Source organism: Agrobacterium sp. CNPSo 3708 (genome assembly GCF_028674915.1).
GTDB lineage: Bacteria > Pseudomonadota > Alphaproteobacteria > Rhizobiales > Rhizobiaceae > Agrobacterium > Agrobacterium cavarae.
This window is the reverse complement of sequence record NZ_JAQZSF010000006.1, coordinates 328,243-345,683: the sequence shown is the minus strand read 5'-3', so window position 1 is coordinate 345,683 and position 17,441 is coordinate 328,243. Positions and strand designations below refer to the sequence as shown.

The following is a 17,441-nucleotide window of genomic DNA, read 5'->3' as shown; positions in this document are numbered from 1 at the left end:
GATAATCCTCAGAAGAAGGCCGAAAGCTCTACGCTAACCGGACCTATATTGAATGTGGCAGCAACGTTCACATTCCCGATCGACAAGCTTCCACCGACTTCGTTTGATGAAGGGACGAACGTCACCTCAAAACCGATATATCCATTTCGGCTCTTCTCGCGAGACCGTCGAAAATTCTGTGCCGTCGCCAACATCCCACCGTCGATCGGCAGGATCAGATAACCAGGTCCGCTGGCAAGAAACGCCGCGGATAAATTGTGGGCCGCGATATCAGCATCATCGCCAACGACATAGATGGTGGCATCGAAAGCAGAAGTGGCGAGGCCAAGTTCTTCAACGACAGTCTGACGCCCGCCTGCATACTCATGCAAGGCCAGACGCTTTCCGCCGCTCAGATCGTCATACTCGACCCAAAAGGGCACCCCGCGATAGCTCGCGAGGCGCAACGTTCTCGGCCAGTCCCTCATTACTTCAACTCCTAATAGCCACCACCTCCGCCACCAGGCTGGTTAGCGGAAGGCGGCATGGAACGTCCTGTGTCTGCGTTCACGGCACTGCGCGGTAGGTTCGTGGCGCTGGCCTGCATGCGGTTGAAGCTTTTAGCGCTCTCGGCGAGCGAGGCTGCCGCCGATCTGATCGCCTCGGCAACATCGATGCCAGCGACCCTGAAGAAACCGGCACTATCCTCTACTGCCTTGCCGGCGTCGCGCCCACCGTCTGCGACAGCCTGACCTGCCTGCTGACCAGAGCTTTTCAAGCTGTCGATGTCGATCTTCAGAGCGCTCTTCCAATCCTCTTTGGAGGGTAATGAGATTGAAGGAAGACTGGGGAGGCCAGCCATAACTGGCTGCGCCCCGATCGGCTTCAACTCGTTTGGAAGACCGCGCGGCAGAGAGAACGGTGCATCAGGAACGATCGGTCGCTGTCCGGGAACAGGCGCGGACGCTTCAGGTGATTGACCATTGGTGTACCCTCTACCCCCACCCGGAAACTCTGGAAGTACGACCGGCCTGCCCTGTCGACCTACCGAATCTTTCGGACGACGAGGATCATCCGCTCCGGCGCCATATCTGGAACCCCAGTATTCACCTAGGAACTTCGGGTCGCGATAGCCGCCCTCATAAGCAAGATCCAGTTCGTCCTGCTTGCTCAAAACCCCGAGGTTCCGTTTCCACCAGGACCAGCCGCGCTTCTCCATCCCCACCTGTCTTGCGTTGTATCGGTCGAGATCGTTGACCGCTCCATCAATGATAGGCGTGGCGGCAGGAGCGATGGCCCCGCCGAGGCTCGTCCACATCTTGTCCCAACTGGCAGACATCTTGTCGAGGCGGGACTGAGTGTCGCTCAGAACACGATTGAGATCGCGGAAAACAACACCGTCGACCTCCGCGCCATTCACCGTTTTCAGAAACTTTTGCAAGCTTTCCTCGCTGGTGATCAGCGACTGCATGCCAAGGCGGAACTCCTGGTCGGTAAAAAGCAAAGGCAGCTTGGACAGATCGCCATCGAGCGCCTGCTTTGACAGGCGAACGAACGCAGAAACCGCGTCCTCTCCCGCCTTCTTTGCAGCCTCCATCTCCTTGCGGAGATTGATACCAAACCCGGCAAATTTCTTCGACGTGTCTTCCGCGAACATCTTGCCGAAGATGTTTTGGGCCTGCGTTGCGGCACTGGAAGCGTCGCCCGTATCCTCTCGGATCGTCTGAAGGATCGCAACAAGCCTTTTAAGGCCGTCTTCGCCCTCGTATCCCAGCGAGGCAAAGCTGTTTGCAAGCCCGGGAATATACTGCGCCATGTCCTTTAGTTCGAACTGGCCTGCCTTGCCGCCCATGACCATGATGTCAAAGGCGCGCTGCAGCTCACCGGTTTGCAGTTTAAGAGCAGAAGCCGCTTTAATGCCGGTGTTGGCAATGTCTTCTGTTGCGGCACCAGAGGCTTGAGCGGTCGCCAGAACAGATGGCAGGAACGCCATGGCCTCTTCAAGAGACTTGCCCGACGCGACAAGAGTGTCCAGCGCTTCGATCGCGGGCTGCACACTGCTGTAACCCAGATCTTTTGTGACTCTCTGCGCCTCCTCGAAGGCGCGCTTCGTCTGCTCTGCTGTCGCATCGGCCGTGACACCGATCCGGGTCATCTGTCGTTCAAGAGCCGCGAAGTCCTTCACAGCCCGCGCGCCGGCGTAAGCGATCGCCGCAGGTGCCGCGTAACGCGAAACCGCTGCAAAGGCGGTTGCCGAGGTCCGAGCGAGAACGCCCTGCTGTCGATTCAGAGCGGCCGCGCGGTTGTTGACTTGCTCAAGCTTGCTGGCAACGCCTTTTAGGACGTTCCCGGTCTTGTCGACCGCCGACACCTTCAGCCGGGCTTCAATTTCTCTCGTCATGGCTTGGACTTTGCCTTCCTGATAAATCGGGTCGCCCACCAGGCCAGTTCAGAAAGCGTCATTCCTTGGACGCGGACTGGGTCCCATCCGAGCCGGAAGACGAAGTCGTCTCCAACTTCGAGGCATCCGGCTTTTCCTGAAAAAAATCGCAGATCGCATTCTGAAGTCGACGAGCGTCGGTGGCACTGATCGCATGGATGAACTCATAACCGGGCTTCTGGATCAAACGCTGCGCGTACTGGTCGATCCGCTCAGGATAAACCAGCACAGCCATGCCACCGCCGGCGACCGGCTGCCATTCGCGAGGCTCGCCGATACCTGACATGAAGGTATCGGCGTAGGTCGGTTCACGAAGCTCGATGCTGTCGAATTTTACGTCGTTGACGGTGTAGTGTTTCGAAAGCTGAACCTTCATCAGGATGCCGCCTTCCTGTAGCCCTCAAATGTGAGCGAAAGACCGGTGACTTCGCCGTTCATACGGTTGATGGAAGCCTCACCCGATAGAAACGCGTTGGTGAAGTAATGCGTCCGACCGCCAAACTCCTCGATGAGCGTGGCGTTGAAGCGATTGCCAGAGATCAGCGCGTCATAGTCATGATCATCAGCTGCCGCGAAGCTGATTTCGCATGTGCCTGGCTTGACGGTCCCGGCGCGATCGACAGAGCCATCCTGGTTGGCGATCGCTTCAACCGAGTTCCGGCCCGGCGACATGGTAACCGTCGAGCGCAGCGAGATCAGCGTGCTGTTCGAAAAGCGCAACGTCATCCGCCCGCCGAAATCATTGCTCATATGAGCCTCCTGTTAGATCTGAGTGGTTTCAGCGGAACTGGCTGTAGACGCGCGCGAGACCGGCGAAGATATCGAGCGCGTTGACGAAATCGAGCGGCAGGCTGGCGTTGATCCGATTTGGATTTTCCGGATCACGCGTCACGACCATCGCCTCCAGAGCCGCAGCGTCATTTTCCAACACACCCGGCATGGATCGGTAGCTGTGATACAGCGTCGCCTTGATGTCCCTCGGCGTCGAGATTGCCGCAAGGTTGCTCGGATTTTCGTCCGCAAGAGCCTTGTTCGAATGCTCGTATGCAAGATCGGCGCGGAATTTCTTCAGCGCATAGGTGAGCTGATAGACGCGCTGGATGTCGCGGAACGTCGTATCCGGCGCACCGTTCGTCGTCTGCTGGTGGGTGATGATCTTGTCGATCGTCACTTCACCACTGCGGTTTACCATCCAGGTCGACACACCGTTCTTCAGGAAGGCATCACGCGTCGCGTAATCCATCCAGTAAAGACGATCGCGAGGAGCGAGAACGTCCTCGACGACAAGGCCGGTCTGGTTGCGCGAAACATCGCCGTTCGATCCGCCACCAAGCCACGGCGCGATGCGAGCGACGAAGGCAGAAACCCATTGGTAGTCCGGAACACCGAAACCACCACTGGCAAACATCGGGATCATCGTCAGGTGCCAGGTGTCGCGGGCGAGTGCGAAGTTTACCAGGTTCGCCGATGTATCCGTTTTTGGATAGAAGGCGTGACCATAGATCTGCTTCGCGTAAGACCAACGGCCGCTGACCTCGCTGAGGAAGGTGTTCAGCAAGGCCAGGTTGGTTGTGTCACCGAAGGCAGAGACGATGATCTCGAATGGATCGTCATTCATCGCCGCCAGGATATTCGACAGCGATGGTGCTCCAGCGCCTGGCACCGAGACTGCAAACGTGAACAGGCTCTTGAACGCATTGACGCGATCGAGAACTGGCACAGAAATGTCGATACCAGCTGCATATGTCCCCTTATGCCGCGCGGTCAGTGTCACGACGTTGGTGGCAGCGGTCGCTGTGTAAGGCAAAGAGCGATGCGAAAGCCGGTTGTAATAACCATTGATCGCAGCAGCGAGCGCCGTTGCCAGCGTAGCCGCAGTCGTTCCAGCCGCGATCTGCAGGGCGATCAACTCACCCCCGATCTGGATCACACCCTGCCCGCCATCGGACGGGGGCGCGGCGATCGTGATCGTGCGCTGCTCGGCCGTTCCGCTATCAGCCACGTTGCCAAGCCAGATTTCCTGTGCAGGCGCGTTCTTACGCGCCGCGATGAACATGCTTTCCAACATGGAACCTGCGCCAGCGAGCGTACGCGCATCCATGTCGGTGTTGCAGATCGCAATCTGACCGGCCGCAAGAGCGCCGCTAGCCAGACCGTGACCAAGCAGGATGATGCGCGTTTCGGCTTCGAACTGGCCGCCGGACTGCACGTCGAAGGTAAAGATCGGAGCCGTCAGAGCGGCAGGAATGTTCGATACCATTTACTTACCTTTCCCAGACGTACCGCTCTGCTGCGGCTCTTCAGGAACTTTTTCGAGCGCGCCTTCAGCCAGAAGCCTCGCCTCGTAGGTGTTGAATTCGTTGATCGGTCGGCCATCCTGCGGCCAGTCTGGCTCGCCGCCGGGCATAGGAATGCGCTGGCCTTTGACAGGCCTGTAAAGCTCGCTCATGGGAGGCTCCGGTTACGTGAAATTGACAACGGCGCCGTGAACCGGACCGTTCGTGTTGAGGTCCACACCCTGCAGACGTGGAAGGATGGCCGGCTGAAATTGCCCGGCCAGGCTCTGCAGCTTCGCCTTGGCATAAGACTGCTCGGATAGCTGATTGAAAACCGAGGCCAGAGGTTCCGGCAACCCGCCAGCTGTCGCAAATTCATCGTCGCGGATCGAACAATGAAACCGCATATTGACGCGCTGGAACCGAAGCCCAAGCTCTGGAACCGCAAACGTCTTCTGGTCGATATCCTCGACCTGCCGGACGATCTTGCGCCACAAAGCGCCCCGCTGGCTAAACATGAGGCAGTGCCGGACCTGCGCGCAAAGCGCCGCAAGCACGAGGCGGCCTTCAGGATCAGTTTCTGCAGCGTCGGCGTATTCTTCGCCGCCATCTCTGGCGACGATCGCGATCTCGGCAATGACCTCAAGAACCGCGCTAGCAACGCTGTCTGTGTCGGCGGACGCGAGGCCTCGAGGTTTCACCCCGCTTTCTAGCGTGTAAAGCGAAAGAACCGGTGTTCCATCTTCAGAGGACCGATCAAGATCCTCCAACGGCGCGGCCTTGCTGTCATAGACGCGGCGACCGGCGAGGGTCGGAAACGCAATCTCGCCGGCGATCGCCTCGGTCGGGCAAAGGGCTTCGATAGCCACAAGTCGTAGTGCCTCAGCTGACAGCATCGCCAATCCTCGTCAGATACCAGGCCGGACGGTTCGATCCGTCCGGTTCTTTGGCCTCGATTTTCCAGACATCAGTTGCGGTCTTCACCCTGTCGCCTCGCCTCGGCTCGTAGAGCCATGCGCCAACGTGAGCCGACAGCACTGCATCATAGGAAACAGTGCTGTTGCGAGGCCCCGGATCGGCAGGAAGGTGCCGGGCGATACGATCACTGGGAGGCTCCAGATCGATGGTGCCCATGAAGTCGAATGGCAACCGATCAGGATCGGCACCACCCTTCTTGTTCACGTCAAGACCTTTCGACCAAGGCAGAAGGCGACAAAGCGTGACGTCGAAGATCTCGGCGCACGCCGCCTCGGTAAAGGCCCGAGCCGCCTGCCAGTCAACCATTAGGTCGACCGGACAGCAGCTTTGCGATTTCCGCTTTTGTCGCCTGCGAATACCGCTTTCTCGTCATCGGAGAGGTTGTCGAGGTCAACCTCCTCGTGGACGACCTCATCTTCCTCATAAGACTGGCCAGGCTTCAGAAACTTACCGGCGTAATAGCCGGCCTCAGTTACAATCTTCGGTGCCATGTCGAGTTTCCTTCAGAATTGGCCGACTGATCCGAGGATCAGAAGGCTTTGGCGCGCAGCAGCATTTCAGGACGGGTCGCGATGAACAGCGGGTAGCTGTAGATTTCGACACGGTCCCATTCGTCACGTCCGGACACGTCGGAAAGGATCATGCCGACCTTTTCCTGACCACGCTTGTTGAGATAAGGCTTGAACTCACTCGCCGGCGCCCAACCGACCTGGAAGGCGTTGCGTGCGCCGATCGGGAAGAAGCGAGCCTTGTCGGTAGCGATTGCAATCGCACTGCCATCGTCCGTGCCACGGTAATTGATGAACGCGATGCCTTCGAAAACAACAACCGAATAGCCTTCGATGTTCTCCAGATCCATCGCACCTTCGGTGTTGAGCTTGGTCTCCTTGTACTGCTTGTGATTGACAAGCATATCGAAGAAAGTGTCGCCGACGAGAGCCCCGACGCGCGTGTTGGGGGTCCAGACGCCTTTCGCAGCCTTCTGCATGGCGCGCTTGATGTCTCGGCACTTCTTGCGAATGTCCTTGGTGTCGTCATCGAGCTCGAAGTCGATCTCGGCAGGTTCTGCGATGCCCCAGAACTGGTACCAGTCGACAAGGACAGTCGTTCCGTCTGCGTCCAGAACTTTACCCTGTACGGCGCCAAAACGCATATGCTCCCAGGTCAATTCGAGATCGTCAGTGATCTGCGCGGTTCGGGTTGCAACCTCGTCCGCAACTTCAACGGTCTGATCTTCCAAGGGAAGTGCAGCGACGCTAGCGAGTTCGATGGCGTATATCGTTGAACCCTTGGCAAGGCGAACCGCTTCCATCGTGCGGACGCGTGATCCGCGAGGGATAAGTTCTTCCGGCGGCGCACCAGTGGGAGATGTCGGGATCAGAGCGAGTGTGCCGTTACGGTCGACGATAGCGATCGTGCGGGAGCGCGAGTAGATTGGCGCGAAAAGGCCGAGAGAACCCAGAAGCTGAGGCTTGTACTCGACGCGGTCGATTACCTCTTCCTGGACTTCGATCAAACCCCAGGCGTTCTGGTTGAAAATGTCTGCCACAAGAGCCATTGAGTTGCCCCTCCTTTATCGGGCTGCAATGCCGAACGCGGCGAGCTGGGCAAGCGCGGCGGTTTTCTGACTGTCGGTGATGCCATTCGCCCAGACCAACACAGCGGCCTGAATTTCGGAGTGGCGGGCTGTATAAGTCCGGCGAACGTCGACGGTTGTGGCGTCACAGCCCTCATAGAGGATCGCCACAGCGTTCTGCGAGCCATCGGTCGCGGCGGGGTTGAACGGCACAAGCTTTTTGCTCGCCGTCACGCGGCCAAGAACCGCACCTGGGTCGAGTTTGCCGCTACCAGCTGCGATGAGCCCGGTCTCGCGGGAACGTAAACCATTCGCTTCAGAGACCAGATAGTGCGCCGTGCGACGCAGATTTTCAGAAAGAACAACCATAAAACTGATCTCCTGTTAGCGGCGCTTGTTGGCGCGGTCGACGGATGCGCGGAGGGATGTGCGGCTTTCGGTCTCAGAGCGTTCGCTCGATCCTGGCTGTGCCAAGCCAGCCGCTGCGGAAAGGCGCTGATCCTGGTAGCTCGCGGTCGACGACTTGCCACCCTGGGAAGTACCAGGCTTCGGTGCAGCAGCCAGCGCACCCTTGATGGCGTCCTCCGAGAGATCCGTGTCGATCAGCGTTTCTGCCAGAGCTTCACGACCCTTGGCTTCTTCCAGCGCCATCACACTCTTGCGGCGAGCCTGGTACGCGACAACAGCGGTTTTCGCCGCTTCAGCCTTTGCGCTTTCGATATCGGCGGCATTATCGTCCGCCTTGGGCTTTTCCGTCATTTTGGGGGTCTCCTTAAGTTGACGGGTAGGTGCCGTGGCGGACGCCAGGGCTTTCGATCCAGCCTCTTCGTGAGACCAGTTTTTCTTTTCAGCCATCGCGACAAGTCGTTCCGGCGCATGCGAGTAGACGCGGTAGTCGTGGGCCGCGACGGTCCTGCTCTTTGTATCCGCGACAGAGGTCGCAAAGCCGCGTTCGACAGCCTCGTCGGCGGTCAGCCAAAGCTCGGTCTTCATCTCCTCGCGGATATCGGCGGGATCGTCGCCCGAGACGTCCGCATAGATGCCAGCCATGCTTTCGGCCTGCTTCTGAAGATACTTTGTGAAGCTCTCCACATCTTGAGCCGTACCCCAAACGCCGCCCGATGGGTCGTGGATCATCATCATCGCGCCCTTGCGCATGATGCGCTCCTCGCCAGCCATGGCGATCAGCGAGGCACTCGAGAAAGCGACAGCATCAACGATGACGGTCACCTTGCCCTTGTGGGCCTTAAGGGCGTTGAAGATCGAGACGCCGTCATCCGTATAACCACCGCCCGAGTTGATCCGGACTGTGATATCGGTATCGCGCCCGACTTCAGCGAGTGCTTCGATGACTTCGCGCGCCGTGAAGCCGGCGTCCCAATAGTTTTCGCCAACGAACCCGTATAGAACGACTTCGCCGTTAACGAGAACGGTCATGGTGGATTTCCTTCAAACAGGAGGCTGAGTTGATTGCCTCAATCTCTTGCCTGGCAGCCCAGGGCAACAGAGCGGGGCAAATTGAAGCGGCACGGGCCGCTTCAACATGACATCAGGTCGAGCCATCAAACTGCGTCAGCATCGCCGGAAGAATTCGATGGACGGCAGACTGGCTTCATGGCTGAGCAAGACGCGTGCGCCGCGAGCCGACTGAATACTTCGGCCCAGCGAGGTCGAAGCCTGCACCACTGGAACCTTGCAGCGATGGACTGCAATGTCGGCAGCCATGTTGGCAACGGTCGCGGGCGTGCTTTTCAGTTCGCGGGCGATGGTGTCATAGACTGGATATTCAGCGGCAACCGTAGCGGCCGCAGGTGCAGCAATGAACGCGCCGGCGAAAAGCGCCAGCGCGACGAAGGCAATACTTCGAAGCGACTTCATATCTTCATCCTGTGTTGAAAGAGTAACCGGTACCGCCGATCTCGGATATTTCAGAACCTTAAATTCCAGCGCCGCGACACGCGGCAACCATTCGTTTTTGCCTGACAGGCCGCTTGCAGCTTAACCAGTTCCTTATCGAGATCTGCGATGCTGCTGGACGCGACCTTGACGCGCTGCTGCATCACTGGAGAGCGAATTTCGCTTTCCTCGATCTGTTCACCGGCGAGACGTTTGGCCTTCACCGCAGCAAGCGCAGCATACATTGCGCACGGGTCTTCGGGATCGACCACCATACCGGCGATTTTGATTGGCGTGATCATGCCTTTTCTTTCCGCTTCGGCGCGTCCTCATCGGTGGATGATGGCTTTCCGACATATCCCCGTTCAAACGGCGAAGGCATCCCAGCCTCAAGATAACGAGTGTGCCAAAGAAGCCGGCTTTCGAAGACTTCTTCAGGATCGTCACCGTTCTCGGCACATTCCCGCTCAAGCATACCGGTACCATTGGCGATACGTTCGCTTGCCGCGTTCGCACGCTTGAGATCGTCGGCGGTAGGTTTCGACGGGCCTTGGCAGACCGCCCACAGAACCGCGTCGCGAGTGGCTTTGAAAGCCTCATATCCGCCCTTGAACGGAATACGCCCTTCGCCGATTTCCTCATCCAGCCAGCTGGCATATGGAAGAAGAACATGCGGAGCTGCGATGCGGTCCGTACGTCTCTGGGCAATCGGCCAAAGAGCCGAGTTCTCCATGTTGGTACTGGCATACGTCGCTTTGGAGTAATCCAGTGTATAACCACCGTAAGACATACCCAGTGCTCGCGCTGTTTCACGATGCAGCGAAGCCATGAAATCTGGAAAGTCAGCACCTGGCGCGGTTATTGATTTGAACTCCAAGTTCTCACCGGGAGCCAGATGAGAAACCCCCGCCCCAACACCAATGCGCAACTCAGATTCCGCAGCACGATCTAGCTGCGCCTTAAAGTAGTTGACGAAATCAGTCGCAATGCCCTCAACGCCATCGGCGCCAGTGTCCTTCATCGTCTCAAGAGCCTCAAAGGCCTCGGCGCTCGGTCGGTCGCTTGTAAGGATCGCCGAATAAATCGTTTGGAGGAACCGGATCTGCGCCGTGGCATCATCCGTGTTTTCCGCCATCAGATATTTGCGGAAGGTGGGCGCAAGTGGTGACAGTCCACGCACATCATCAGCCCCAAATGGGTCGAAGGCATGCATCACCGTCTGGCGTCCATCTGCATCGCGAGCCGCATAGTCGATTTTCACCGAAAGTCCGCTGCGCTTTTCTTGAAAGCGATACCGGACTGGTCGGCCAAACGCGTCATGAATGACGCCTTGGTACAAACCTTCGAACTCGTTCGTATCCTGAACCAACTTATCTGGGGAGAGAAGAAGGAACTTGGTACCTGTCTTTGTGCCCGGAAGTCTCTGCCACTCCGGCAGATACTCAATAACCCCGACACTCTCACCGAAGGCGAGCCAATTGCGCAACCCGACGTCGGTTTGCTGCGGATTGGTCAACTTCCCACGAAAATCGCACTCAATCGGGTTCCAGGCATAGATTTTCCAGCGACCCTTGACGAGCCTCGTCCACTCGATTGCTTCGGCGCGAGAGTAACCGAACTGCAAAAGGTCTGGACGAGGGTTCAGCTGCAGCTCTACGCCGACAGTATCCGCGAGGATCTGATCGGCCGCTCCGCGCAGGCGACCTGAATTCTGCAGCATGTCCATAGCCAAGCCCGCGGCACGCGCCCAAACGCGACGAACCTCGTCGCGATGCTCACGAAGCGAAGCCGGGCGCGCTTTGAGCACGCCAGACTGGGTATCGCGAAGGTAAGCCGATCGGCTCCGCTGCGCGCCGGTATGAACGGCGGGAGTTGGAAAGCTCCCTGCCTTCACCCGCACACGCACCTTTTCCGTCATCGTCTTTTCTTCCACCTGTTCTCAGTCGGTTTCACGGGTGCATTCCCCGGTCGATCTATCTCAATCTCGACTGGAGTTGATGCCGCTTCCTTGTTTTCCGGGATCTCTGCAGCCGCTGCCTTTTGGCTCTCTGTCGAGAGAAGATCTATCGGCTCGACCGGTTCAAGCTTTGCGCGCAAGGCTGCCCACTGGCTTTTGGTCATTCTGGACAAGCCAAGATGTTCTGCGATCGCCATCGCGTAGATTCGGCAATCGAGAAAGTGGTTATGCTCTCGGCGAAGAGCCCATTCTTCGTGAAGTTTCCCCTTAACCAGCTTCTGGGTGAAATACTCAGAGGTTAGCTGCTGGAAATACTCTTCACCCAAATCCATATGGAAATGGCAGTAACCGGAAGGGTCCGAAGCCTCTCCAGATCGAAGTCCAATCTTGTGCAGATTGCCGTAAAGCTCCGCCTTAAGAGCCCATGTGCCAACAGGCCATGACAACTCGCCACCGAATCTCTTTCGCTTCCCGCGTTTATTGATCGCCTTCTGCACTGGTGCGCTGATGGCCGGAACCCCGCGCCCAGGCATACCCTTGGTCGCGTAGGCATTTGGGCGACGTCTGCACCATTCACGCACCTGGTTCGGGCGATAACCGCTGTCGACTGCAACCGCCTCGATCTTCCGCAACACGCCGTGACCGTCTGGAAATTCCTGCTCGCAGAACCTTTCGAACAGAAGCCACGCACCGGCCTGAGGATTGTCCGTCGCGCCTTCGAAGAACTCCGCGAAGACGTTCCAGCTTTGGCGATCTTCGCCAAACGCAACGCCCTCACAGTAAATGCCGTATGACTGTACGTCAGCGCCGGCCACAAAGATCAGGCCGCCAGCCGGGATCGAAAGAGGCGGGTAATCTTCACGGCGTTCCATAAGGCGCTGATGATCCGGCGCGTTGCCCTTCATCTGGTATGGCAAGCCGCAAATCAGATTGCTGTAATCCTTGGCCCCCGCCTCGCCTTTCGCTTCGTACTTCAGTTTGTCCTCAGCGATGGCCTCGTAGGACATCATGAGCGACATGAAAGCATCCACGTGGAAGCCAGGATGCCTGTCGGGACCGGAGAAAGTCGGGATATACCGGCCTTCCCGGACGGCAACGACGCGCTCCATTTCCGAGATATGATGCTCACAGTGCTGGCACTGCATGACCGTCTTGTGCAGGTGAGCCTTGTCGATCAGCAGATATGCATCTCTCTGCACCTGCTCGGTTCCGCATTCCGGGCATCGAATATACCAGAAACGCTGATCTGATCGACGAAAGTCGCGGTCAATTCGGCAGTGGCCAGGGCCTTCTCCCAGCGCGTCGCCGCTATCGAGCTCGGGCGTGGAAAGCCCGAAAATCTTGTAAGTCTTCTGCCGGCGAAACGCTGTGAAGCGACCGAAGAAGAGGTTTTCCGGATCAGCACCATTTGGAAGGGCCTGCCATTTGGACACCTCGTCCTTGACACCAAACCGTGTCGTTTTCGCTGACAGGTCCATGACTGTGTTGGCGTTCGCCAGATAGAGCGCACCGCCAGGGAATTTCTTTTCGTAAGTCGTCGACCCAACACCCGACCGGCTGGTCGTTGGCATGATGATCGTTTTCTTCGTGTGCTTTTGCCAAGCATCGATGAGCGGCTGGAGCTTCCCGGAGTTGATGTCTTGTAGCGCGTCGAGACCGGGAACCCCGTAGATCGAATTATCTGGGCAGTTCTCTGCGATATAGAGCATCCACGCCAAAGCGAGGATCGAAACACCAGTCTGCTGCGACTTGCGAACGGTTACTTCCGTGCAGGGATGTTCCTGACTGAGGCACTGCGCAATCTCCGGCAGGTATGGTGCATCTTCAGCCGACCAGAACTCACCCTTCTTCGGACCGTCGACCAGAATGATGTTCTTTGGCAACCAAGCGTCAAAGGACACTGGCGGTTGAAGCCTGATGGCACCGGCGAGGGCAGAATATACTGCTCGAATGGCACCAGGATGAACTGTCACGCGTCTTCGTCCTCGATAAGCGGATCGGTTTCAGCTGATGTCGCTGCGATCTGCTCCAGCTTGTCGGCGATATCATTACTCATGTCGAAGGCCAGCTGCCTCAGCAGCACGCGCACGCCGTGCACGCCCTCTTTCGAAACAGCCAGAGCTATTGCGTCCGCCTTGTTTTGAAGGCGTTTGATGATGGCCTGAATTTCAGTGCCGGCTTTGATAACGCCTTCTTCGACCTTGTCTCTTCTGAGGAGATCGCCGCAGTCTTCCCGATGTCGGATCTTCTCGCGCCCAAGCTTCAGCCATTCGTTTTGCCGCTTCGCTTCTTCGAAACTGTCCTCGATCCTGACCGGAGTGCCCACGTCTGGACGTGTGACCGCCTGGTCATCCGGCGACCGCAAAGGCGCCGAGGCCTTGGCAGGGTTAACGAAGCGCTGGCGGTAGTGATCGTAGTGCGCAAGCGATACCGCCAGAACCTGACGGTGCCCCCCGCGCTCGATAGGAGTGTCTGGGCGATCCTCGGACAGTTTCTTGACGGTTTTCGATACGGCAGCCTTGGAAATACCGTCCCGCGCAGCAATCTGCGCGATAGACCACATCAAATCGCTCATCGTTAACCCGTTCGTTAACCGCCTCGTTAACCCCGTTAACCCCGTTAACCCAATAAATTCATGTGTTTGACTGACGGCTTTTCGGGGTCGCCCCGGCCCGCCAGGGGTCGATGACCTGTACGGTCCCTATAACCGGGGGGTGGGGTGGCCCCTGCCTTTGGGGTCCGACCCTCACCTTGGCAAGAGCCTGTCGATCTCGTGAAGGACGCGAGGTGTCAGGTGATCTTCGATCAACTCGGCCAACACCATCAGGAAAACATCCGGATTGTTGGTGACATCGTGCGCCGGGTTCGGACCGTACAGTTCTCGAATTGGAAGCCGAGCCTTGCCCGTTCGCTTCATGACGCCTGTGTGGCCAGATGCCATCTTGGCGATGAAAGCCGACTTGTATGAACCGCGCAGCCTTACCCGGACGCCCGTCTTGGTTTGCGTTGCACCAAGTTGCGCAAGCGGTATCCACCCGGACTTCTCGACAATCTCGATCGTGTTGCCACCAGCGTTGAAATACGCTGTCGTCAGTTCCCTGACCTTGCGCGGTGGCAGATCGGTTCGCTCAGCTGATCGCTTGACGACCCGCGTTCTCGCCATGTCGCGCATTCGGCGCATGGCACGAGACATGGCTTTCGCCTTGATATCGCCTGGCAAGCGATTGATCGCCCTGCCCAGTGCCTGAATTTCCGAGGCATCGAAAACAACTTCCATGCCTCACCACCCATCCAGACTTACTTGGCTCAACAAAAAACCCGCCTCGGATACGAAGCGGGCTATTCTGAACCTTTTTTAGTGTGTTGAAGATATGTCAACCGACCGTGTAAGTTCAACTGAATTTTCTGGAACGAAGATTCAGCCTTATCAGACACTTACAGGAATTTCACTAGGCTCTCGAGAATAAGCCCACGGCTGACGGAGCGGAACGAACGGCACCAGATCATGTGTTTTGAGCTGGTTTTCCAGCGTCGAATGGAGATCGCAGAGCGCATCCTGCCATATCTGCCACTCCAAACGGGAGATGATCGCGCCTCGAAGCGGTTCGAGCAGTTCCATTTTGCGATAAGCGCCTCTCATAGGCTTGCGCCGCTTGCGGTCATAACCGTCGGTCTCGATCATGTGCACCTTGCCGAAAAGGTCCTTGCTCTTTTTCGCGAGAAACCAGGCATCGATCCCGTTGCGCTGCACGTAGCCGCATGCTGGCTGATCGGCTTGCCAGTCGGGACCGCGCCCCATGACAGCGCAAGAGTAAACGAGCGTTGCAGCGTGGCGCCCATTCAGACGATCACCCTTGGCGCGCAACGCCTTAACCTCTTCCCGAACAGCGTCCGCGATCAGGCCATGCTCATCGCTCCACTCTGGGAAAGGGTTCCATCCCTCGGCGATGTCAAAACCACGCGACGCCAGCGCCCGCACCGCCTCGACCGTCATGACAGCGTCCTCATCTGGCTCCAACGCGAAGGCCATTCCCTTGATGTTTCGTGAGCGGTCGATAATGGCGCCAAGCTTGATGACATCCATGATCATGGTGAAGTTCGATGTCCCAACAGGCTCGCTATTGCCAGATCGGCTGCCCAGATCTTCCGTGAATGCCCACTGCAGGAGTTTTTCGATTGAGATTTTCATTTATTCGAGCCTTTCAAGGTCATTTGGACAGGAAGGACAGATAGAAGGTTGAGAATGGACAGATAGACGGACAGCAAGAAGAGAATTTATTGAGTGATTTCAAAGCTTGGACAGATTGCACAGATAATCTCAGGGTTTATGTGACGTGAGATTGATTTTTGTGATCCGCATAATCCGATGGGATATGCACATGCGGGCGCATACGCATCATGGAAAACTGGAAAATTGCTGTCCTAGCTGTCCGACCATTGCAAGCCATTGAACGAAAACGCTTTTCCGCTCTGTGGTGCGCAGCACTTACTGTCCGCGCACATTTGCTTGCTGTCCTAGCTGTACGCCCCGAACCCTTCGAAAGGACTGGAAAGGCAGATACAGGTCTACCTGTCCTGTCTGTACGGCGAAGGGTCCGGGTGTCAAGCATTAAAGTCTCCGGGGAATGGTTCTTCATCGCTAAATCGACCTTCAGGTGGCGACCCAACGTCCGCCTTACCGGCGAACTCATCGCGTATTCGGATGCCCGAATAAGTCGTCCCATTAGATCGCACTCGCACAAACTGATGCATCTTGCCGTCAGGGCCTTTCCAGCTTTTGCGTGTCTGGTCTGGCAATCGCCGGGAGAAGGTAGCCTGTCGGATATCGGCCAAACCTTCGCGCTTTGCGTAGCGCAGGTAGCCGTTATAGAGGTTTTCCGGGCTCTCCCTGTCCTTCTCCTCACCGGTCACATGGCAGGCATTGCGGAGAAATGCTCCGATCGGGTCGCTCTCCTCGCGATATTCCGCCGTTGCGGCCCTAACGCCGTCAGGCACGCGCAAACCCTCCTGCAAATAGTCAAGCGCCCCGCGCACCATCCACGCGAAGATGCCTTCCCTCTCTGTCGCCAGCAGCTTTTCCTTCAGGGTCTTGTCGACTTCGTCTTCCGCGATCTGGATTTCCCATGGCACAAGATGGACGCGCCGCCATATGCCGTCCGAGTCATCCTTGATGATCGGCTTATGGTTACCCGACAGAATGATCTTGAACTGAGGAGTAAGCTCGAAGAAGTCTTGATGCAGGCGACGCACAGCGATCGGCTCGCCGCCGGTCAGGGTCTTGATCAGCGCGTCCTTCAGGTGAACACCCATTTCCGGCTCACTGGCGGCGACGAGGCGCGCGCCTGGCAGACGCGCAAGGTCGGGCGTGGCCTCTGCTCCTCCCCGCTTGCTATCGCCGGCGAAACTGTCGATCGACATCGACACGGCATAGTCGCCCAGGATCTCGACCATGATATCGACGAATGTGGACTTACCGTTTCGACCAGCGCCGTAGAAGAACAAGAGGCACTGCTCGCCTGTCAGGCCAAGCAGGCAGTAACCGATATAGCGATGCAGGAAGCCGCGATAATCCGGGTTCGGCATCACCTGTTGAAGGAAACGCTTAAACAAAGGCGCATCGGCGTCGTGCCTGAAATTGGCCTCGACAAGTTTTGAGATGAGATCGGCCGATCGATGACGATCCGCCCGGATTTGCCATTTCGGCTTTCCATCCACCTCCGAGCAAAAGAAGCGCAGCGTGCCGTTCCCGCAATTAAGCGCCAAGAGGTCCTTGTTCAGATCGGAGACATCCAGGGAGCAATAAGGCGCAGCCTCCTGCAGCATGTTGTTGATCTTAGACGACCCAGCCGCTGACTTGGCGTGACCATGGCGCGATGAGATACGACCAGAGCGGTCTTTCTCGACCTTCTCCATCTTCTCCACGTCCTTTTGCAGACGCTCGTAGTCCGCGAGCTTCTCCGGGTCCCAGTCCTTCGTTGCCTTGCCAAGAGCCTTCATCTGCTCGCGCGCAAGCTTCCCGGCCGCGAGCATCGCCTGTTCCTCTTCCGAGCAATCCAGCTGTATCGCCTCATCATCGATAAATTCAGCCGTCCTATGAGCAAAGCGCCGCACGACGGCGCCCGACGCATCTTCCAGCCAGCGCTTCCCGTCAAAGCCGTGCCAGCCCACATGAGTAACATGGCGTATGTTTTGCCCGTATCGGATCAACAACCGATTGGCATTGCCGATATCGGTTTCAGGTTGCTGAGAGCATTCCTCGAGCTTCTCTTCCGGCGACAACTCAATGACATCTTCCGGCTCTTCTGCTTGAAAAACTGGCAAAGGGTCTGGGTTTCCCGC

Annotated in this window: 20 protein-coding genes; all 20 read right to left on the bottom strand. The window is 57.5% G+C overall.

Going from position 1 to position 17,441, the window contains the following annotated elements; translation table 11 throughout:
• Positions 1–8: 8 nt before the first annotated feature.
• The gene (locus tag PVA19_RS15415) at positions 9–467 is read right to left on the bottom strand and encodes a DNA circularization N-terminal domain-containing protein (protein WP_274103258.1); all 459 of its coding nucleotides are present in this window, start codon (positions 465–467) and stop codon (positions 9–11) included.
• A gap of 11 nt (positions 468–478) precedes the next feature.
• Complete coding sequence (locus PVA19_RS15410) at positions 479–2,380, bottom strand: phage tail tape measure protein (protein ID WP_274103256.1); 1,902 nt, start codon at positions 2,378–2,380, stop codon at positions 479–481.
• A gap of 58 nt (positions 2,381–2,438) precedes the next feature.
• Positions 2,439–2,795 carry a hypothetical protein gene (locus tag PVA19_RS15405; protein ID WP_274103254.1) on the bottom strand — a complete coding sequence of 119 codons (357 nt, stop codon included), beginning with the start codon at positions 2,793–2,795 and terminating at the stop codon, positions 2,439–2,441.
• The gene (locus PVA19_RS15400) at positions 2,795–3,169 is read right to left on the bottom strand and encodes a phage tail tube protein (protein WP_274103252.1); all 375 of its coding nucleotides are present in this window, start codon (positions 3,167–3,169) and stop codon (positions 2,795–2,797) included. The genes PVA19_RS15405 and PVA19_RS15400 overlap by 1 nt, the downstream gene beginning before the upstream one ends.
• Before the next feature lie 28 nt (positions 3,170–3,197).
• Positions 3,198–4,679 carry a phage tail sheath subtilisin-like domain-containing protein gene (locus PVA19_RS15395; RefSeq protein ID WP_274103250.1) on the bottom strand — a complete coding sequence of 494 codons (1,482 nt, stop codon included), beginning with the start codon at positions 4,677–4,679 and terminating at the stop codon, positions 3,198–3,200.
• Complete coding sequence (locus PVA19_RS15390) at positions 4,680–4,868, bottom strand: hypothetical protein (protein WP_274103249.1); 189 nt, start codon at positions 4,866–4,868, stop codon at positions 4,680–4,682. It lies immediately after the preceding gene.
• Positions 4,869–4,880: 12 nt separating this feature from the next.
• Complete coding sequence (locus tag PVA19_RS15385) at positions 4,881–5,591, bottom strand: hypothetical protein (RefSeq protein ID WP_274103247.1); 711 nt, start codon at positions 5,589–5,591, stop codon at positions 4,881–4,883.
• The gene (locus PVA19_RS15380; RefSeq protein WP_274103246.1) at positions 5,578–5,979 is read right to left on the bottom strand and encodes a hypothetical protein; all 402 of its coding nucleotides are present in this window, start codon (positions 5,977–5,979) and stop codon (positions 5,578–5,580) included. Before PVA19_RS15380 ends, PVA19_RS15385 begins: the two co-directional genes overlap by 14 nt.
• Complete coding sequence (locus tag PVA19_RS15375) at positions 5,979–6,164, bottom strand: hypothetical protein (protein WP_274103244.1); 186 nt, start codon at positions 6,162–6,164, stop codon at positions 5,979–5,981. The genes PVA19_RS15380 and PVA19_RS15375 overlap by 1 nt, the downstream gene beginning before the upstream one ends.
• A 38-nt stretch (positions 6,165–6,202) precedes the next feature.
• Positions 6,203–7,231, bottom strand: coding sequence for a major capsid protein (locus PVA19_RS15370; protein WP_274103242.1), 1,029 nt, complete (start codon positions 7,229–7,231; stop codon positions 6,203–6,205).
• Positions 7,232–7,246: 15 nt separating this feature from the next.
• Positions 7,247–7,618 carry a head decoration protein gene (locus tag PVA19_RS15365; RefSeq protein ID WP_274103241.1) on the bottom strand — a complete coding sequence of 124 codons (372 nt, stop codon included), beginning with the start codon at positions 7,616–7,618 and terminating at the stop codon, positions 7,247–7,249.
• 15 nt (positions 7,619–7,633) lie between these two features.
• Entirely contained in the window at positions 7,634–8,686 is a 1,053-nt protein-coding gene (locus PVA19_RS15360; protein ID WP_274103240.1) for a head maturation protease, ClpP-related, read from the bottom strand.
• Between the two features lie 135 nt (positions 8,687–8,821).
• Positions 8,822–9,127, bottom strand: coding sequence for a hypothetical protein (locus PVA19_RS15355; protein WP_274103238.1), 306 nt, complete (start codon positions 9,125–9,127; stop codon positions 8,822–8,824).
• A 50-nt stretch (positions 9,128–9,177) separates the two neighbouring features.
• Positions 9,178–9,447: a hypothetical protein gene (locus tag PVA19_RS15350; RefSeq protein WP_274103236.1), complete on the bottom strand. Its 270-nt coding sequence runs from the start codon at positions 9,445–9,447 to the stop codon at positions 9,178–9,180.
• The gene (locus PVA19_RS15345; protein WP_274103234.1) at positions 9,444–11,063 is read right to left on the bottom strand and encodes a phage portal protein; all 1,620 of its coding nucleotides are present in this window, start codon (positions 11,061–11,063) and stop codon (positions 9,444–9,446) included. The genes PVA19_RS15350 and PVA19_RS15345 overlap by 4 nt, the downstream gene beginning before the upstream one ends.
• A complete protein-coding gene (locus PVA19_RS15340; RefSeq protein ID WP_274103232.1) occupies positions 11,060–13,075 on the bottom strand; it encodes a terminase gpA endonuclease subunit in 2,016 nt (671 codons plus the stop codon). Before PVA19_RS15340 ends, PVA19_RS15345 begins: the two co-directional genes overlap by 4 nt.
• Positions 13,072–13,677 (bottom strand): hypothetical protein, encoded by a 606-nt coding sequence (locus PVA19_RS15335; RefSeq protein WP_274103231.1) that lies wholly within the window; start codon positions 13,675–13,677, stop codon positions 13,072–13,074. Before PVA19_RS15335 ends, PVA19_RS15340 begins: the two co-directional genes overlap by 4 nt.
• Positions 13,678–13,848: 171 nt before the next feature.
• Positions 13,849–14,379, bottom strand: coding sequence for a phage tail protein (locus PVA19_RS15330; RefSeq protein ID WP_274103230.1), 531 nt, complete (start codon positions 14,377–14,379; stop codon positions 13,849–13,851).
• A gap of 150 nt (positions 14,380–14,529) precedes the next feature.
• Positions 14,530–15,192 (bottom strand): hypothetical protein, encoded by a 663-nt coding sequence (locus tag PVA19_RS15325; RefSeq protein WP_274103228.1) that lies wholly within the window; start codon positions 15,190–15,192, stop codon positions 14,530–14,532.
• A 512-nt stretch (positions 15,193–15,704) separates the two neighbouring features.
• Entirely contained in the window at positions 15,705–17,423 is a 1,719-nt protein-coding gene (locus PVA19_RS15320; protein ID WP_274103226.1) for a DNA primase family protein, read from the bottom strand.
• Positions 17,424–17,441 lie beyond the last annotated feature (18 nt).

Bases quoted from the DNA above. Each gene is read 5' to 3' on its own strand.
- PVA19_RS15415 (WP_274103258.1), bottom strand. From the start codon at position 467: ATGAGGGACTGGCCGAGAACGTTGCGCCTCGCGAGCTATCGCGGGGTG.
- PVA19_RS15410 (WP_274103256.1), bottom strand. From the start codon at position 2,380: ATGACGAGAGAAATTGAAGCCCGGCTGAAGGTGTCGGCGGTCGACAAG.
- PVA19_RS15405 (WP_274103254.1), bottom strand. From the start codon at position 2,795: ATGAAGGTTCAGCTTTCGAAACACTACACCGTCAACGACGTAAAATTC.
- PVA19_RS15400 (WP_274103252.1), bottom strand. From the start codon at position 3,169: ATGAGCAATGATTTCGGCGGGCGGATGACGTTGCGCTTTTCGAACAGC.
- PVA19_RS15395 (WP_274103250.1), bottom strand. From the start codon at position 4,679: ATGGTATCGAACATTCCTGCCGCTCTGACGGCTCCGATCTTTACCTTC.
- PVA19_RS15390 (WP_274103249.1), bottom strand. From the start codon at position 4,868: ATGAGCGAGCTTTACAGGCCTGTCAAAGGCCAGCGCATTCCTATGCCC.
- PVA19_RS15385 (WP_274103247.1), bottom strand. From the start codon at position 5,591: ATGCTGTCAGCTGAGGCACTACGACTTGTGGCTATCGAAGCCCTTTGC.
- PVA19_RS15380 (WP_274103246.1), bottom strand. From the start codon at position 5,979: ATGGTTGACTGGCAGGCGGCTCGGGCCTTTACCGAGGCGGCGTGCGCC.
- PVA19_RS15375 (WP_274103244.1), bottom strand. From the start codon at position 6,164: ATGGCACCGAAGATTGTAACTGAGGCCGGCTATTACGCCGGTAAGTTT.
- PVA19_RS15370 (WP_274103242.1), bottom strand. From the start codon at position 7,231: ATGGCTCTTGTGGCAGACATTTTCAACCAGAACGCCTGGGGTTTGATC.
- PVA19_RS15365 (WP_274103241.1), bottom strand. From the start codon at position 7,618: ATGGTTGTTCTTTCTGAAAATCTGCGTCGCACGGCGCACTATCTGGTC.
- PVA19_RS15360 (WP_274103240.1), bottom strand. From the start codon at position 8,686: ATGACCGTTCTCGTTAACGGCGAAGTCGTTCTATACGGGTTCGTTGGC.
- PVA19_RS15355 (WP_274103238.1), bottom strand. From the start codon at position 9,127: ATGAAGTCGCTTCGAAGTATTGCCTTCGTCGCGCTGGCGCTTTTCGCC.
- PVA19_RS15350 (WP_274103236.1), bottom strand. From the start codon at position 9,447: ATGATCACGCCAATCAAAATCGCCGGTATGGTGGTCGATCCCGAAGAC.
- PVA19_RS15345 (WP_274103234.1), bottom strand. From the start codon at position 11,063: ATGACGGAAAAGGTGCGTGTGCGGGTGAAGGCAGGGAGCTTTCCAACT.
- PVA19_RS15335 (WP_274103231.1), bottom strand. From the start codon at position 13,677: ATGAGCGATTTGATGTGGTCTATCGCGCAGATTGCTGCGCGGGACGGT.
- PVA19_RS15330 (WP_274103230.1), bottom strand. From the start codon at position 14,379: ATGGAAGTTGTTTTCGATGCCTCGGAAATTCAGGCACTGGGCAGGGCG.
- PVA19_RS15325 (WP_274103228.1), bottom strand. From the start codon at position 15,192: ATGATCATGGATGTCATCAAGCTTGGCGCCATTATCGACCGCTCACGA.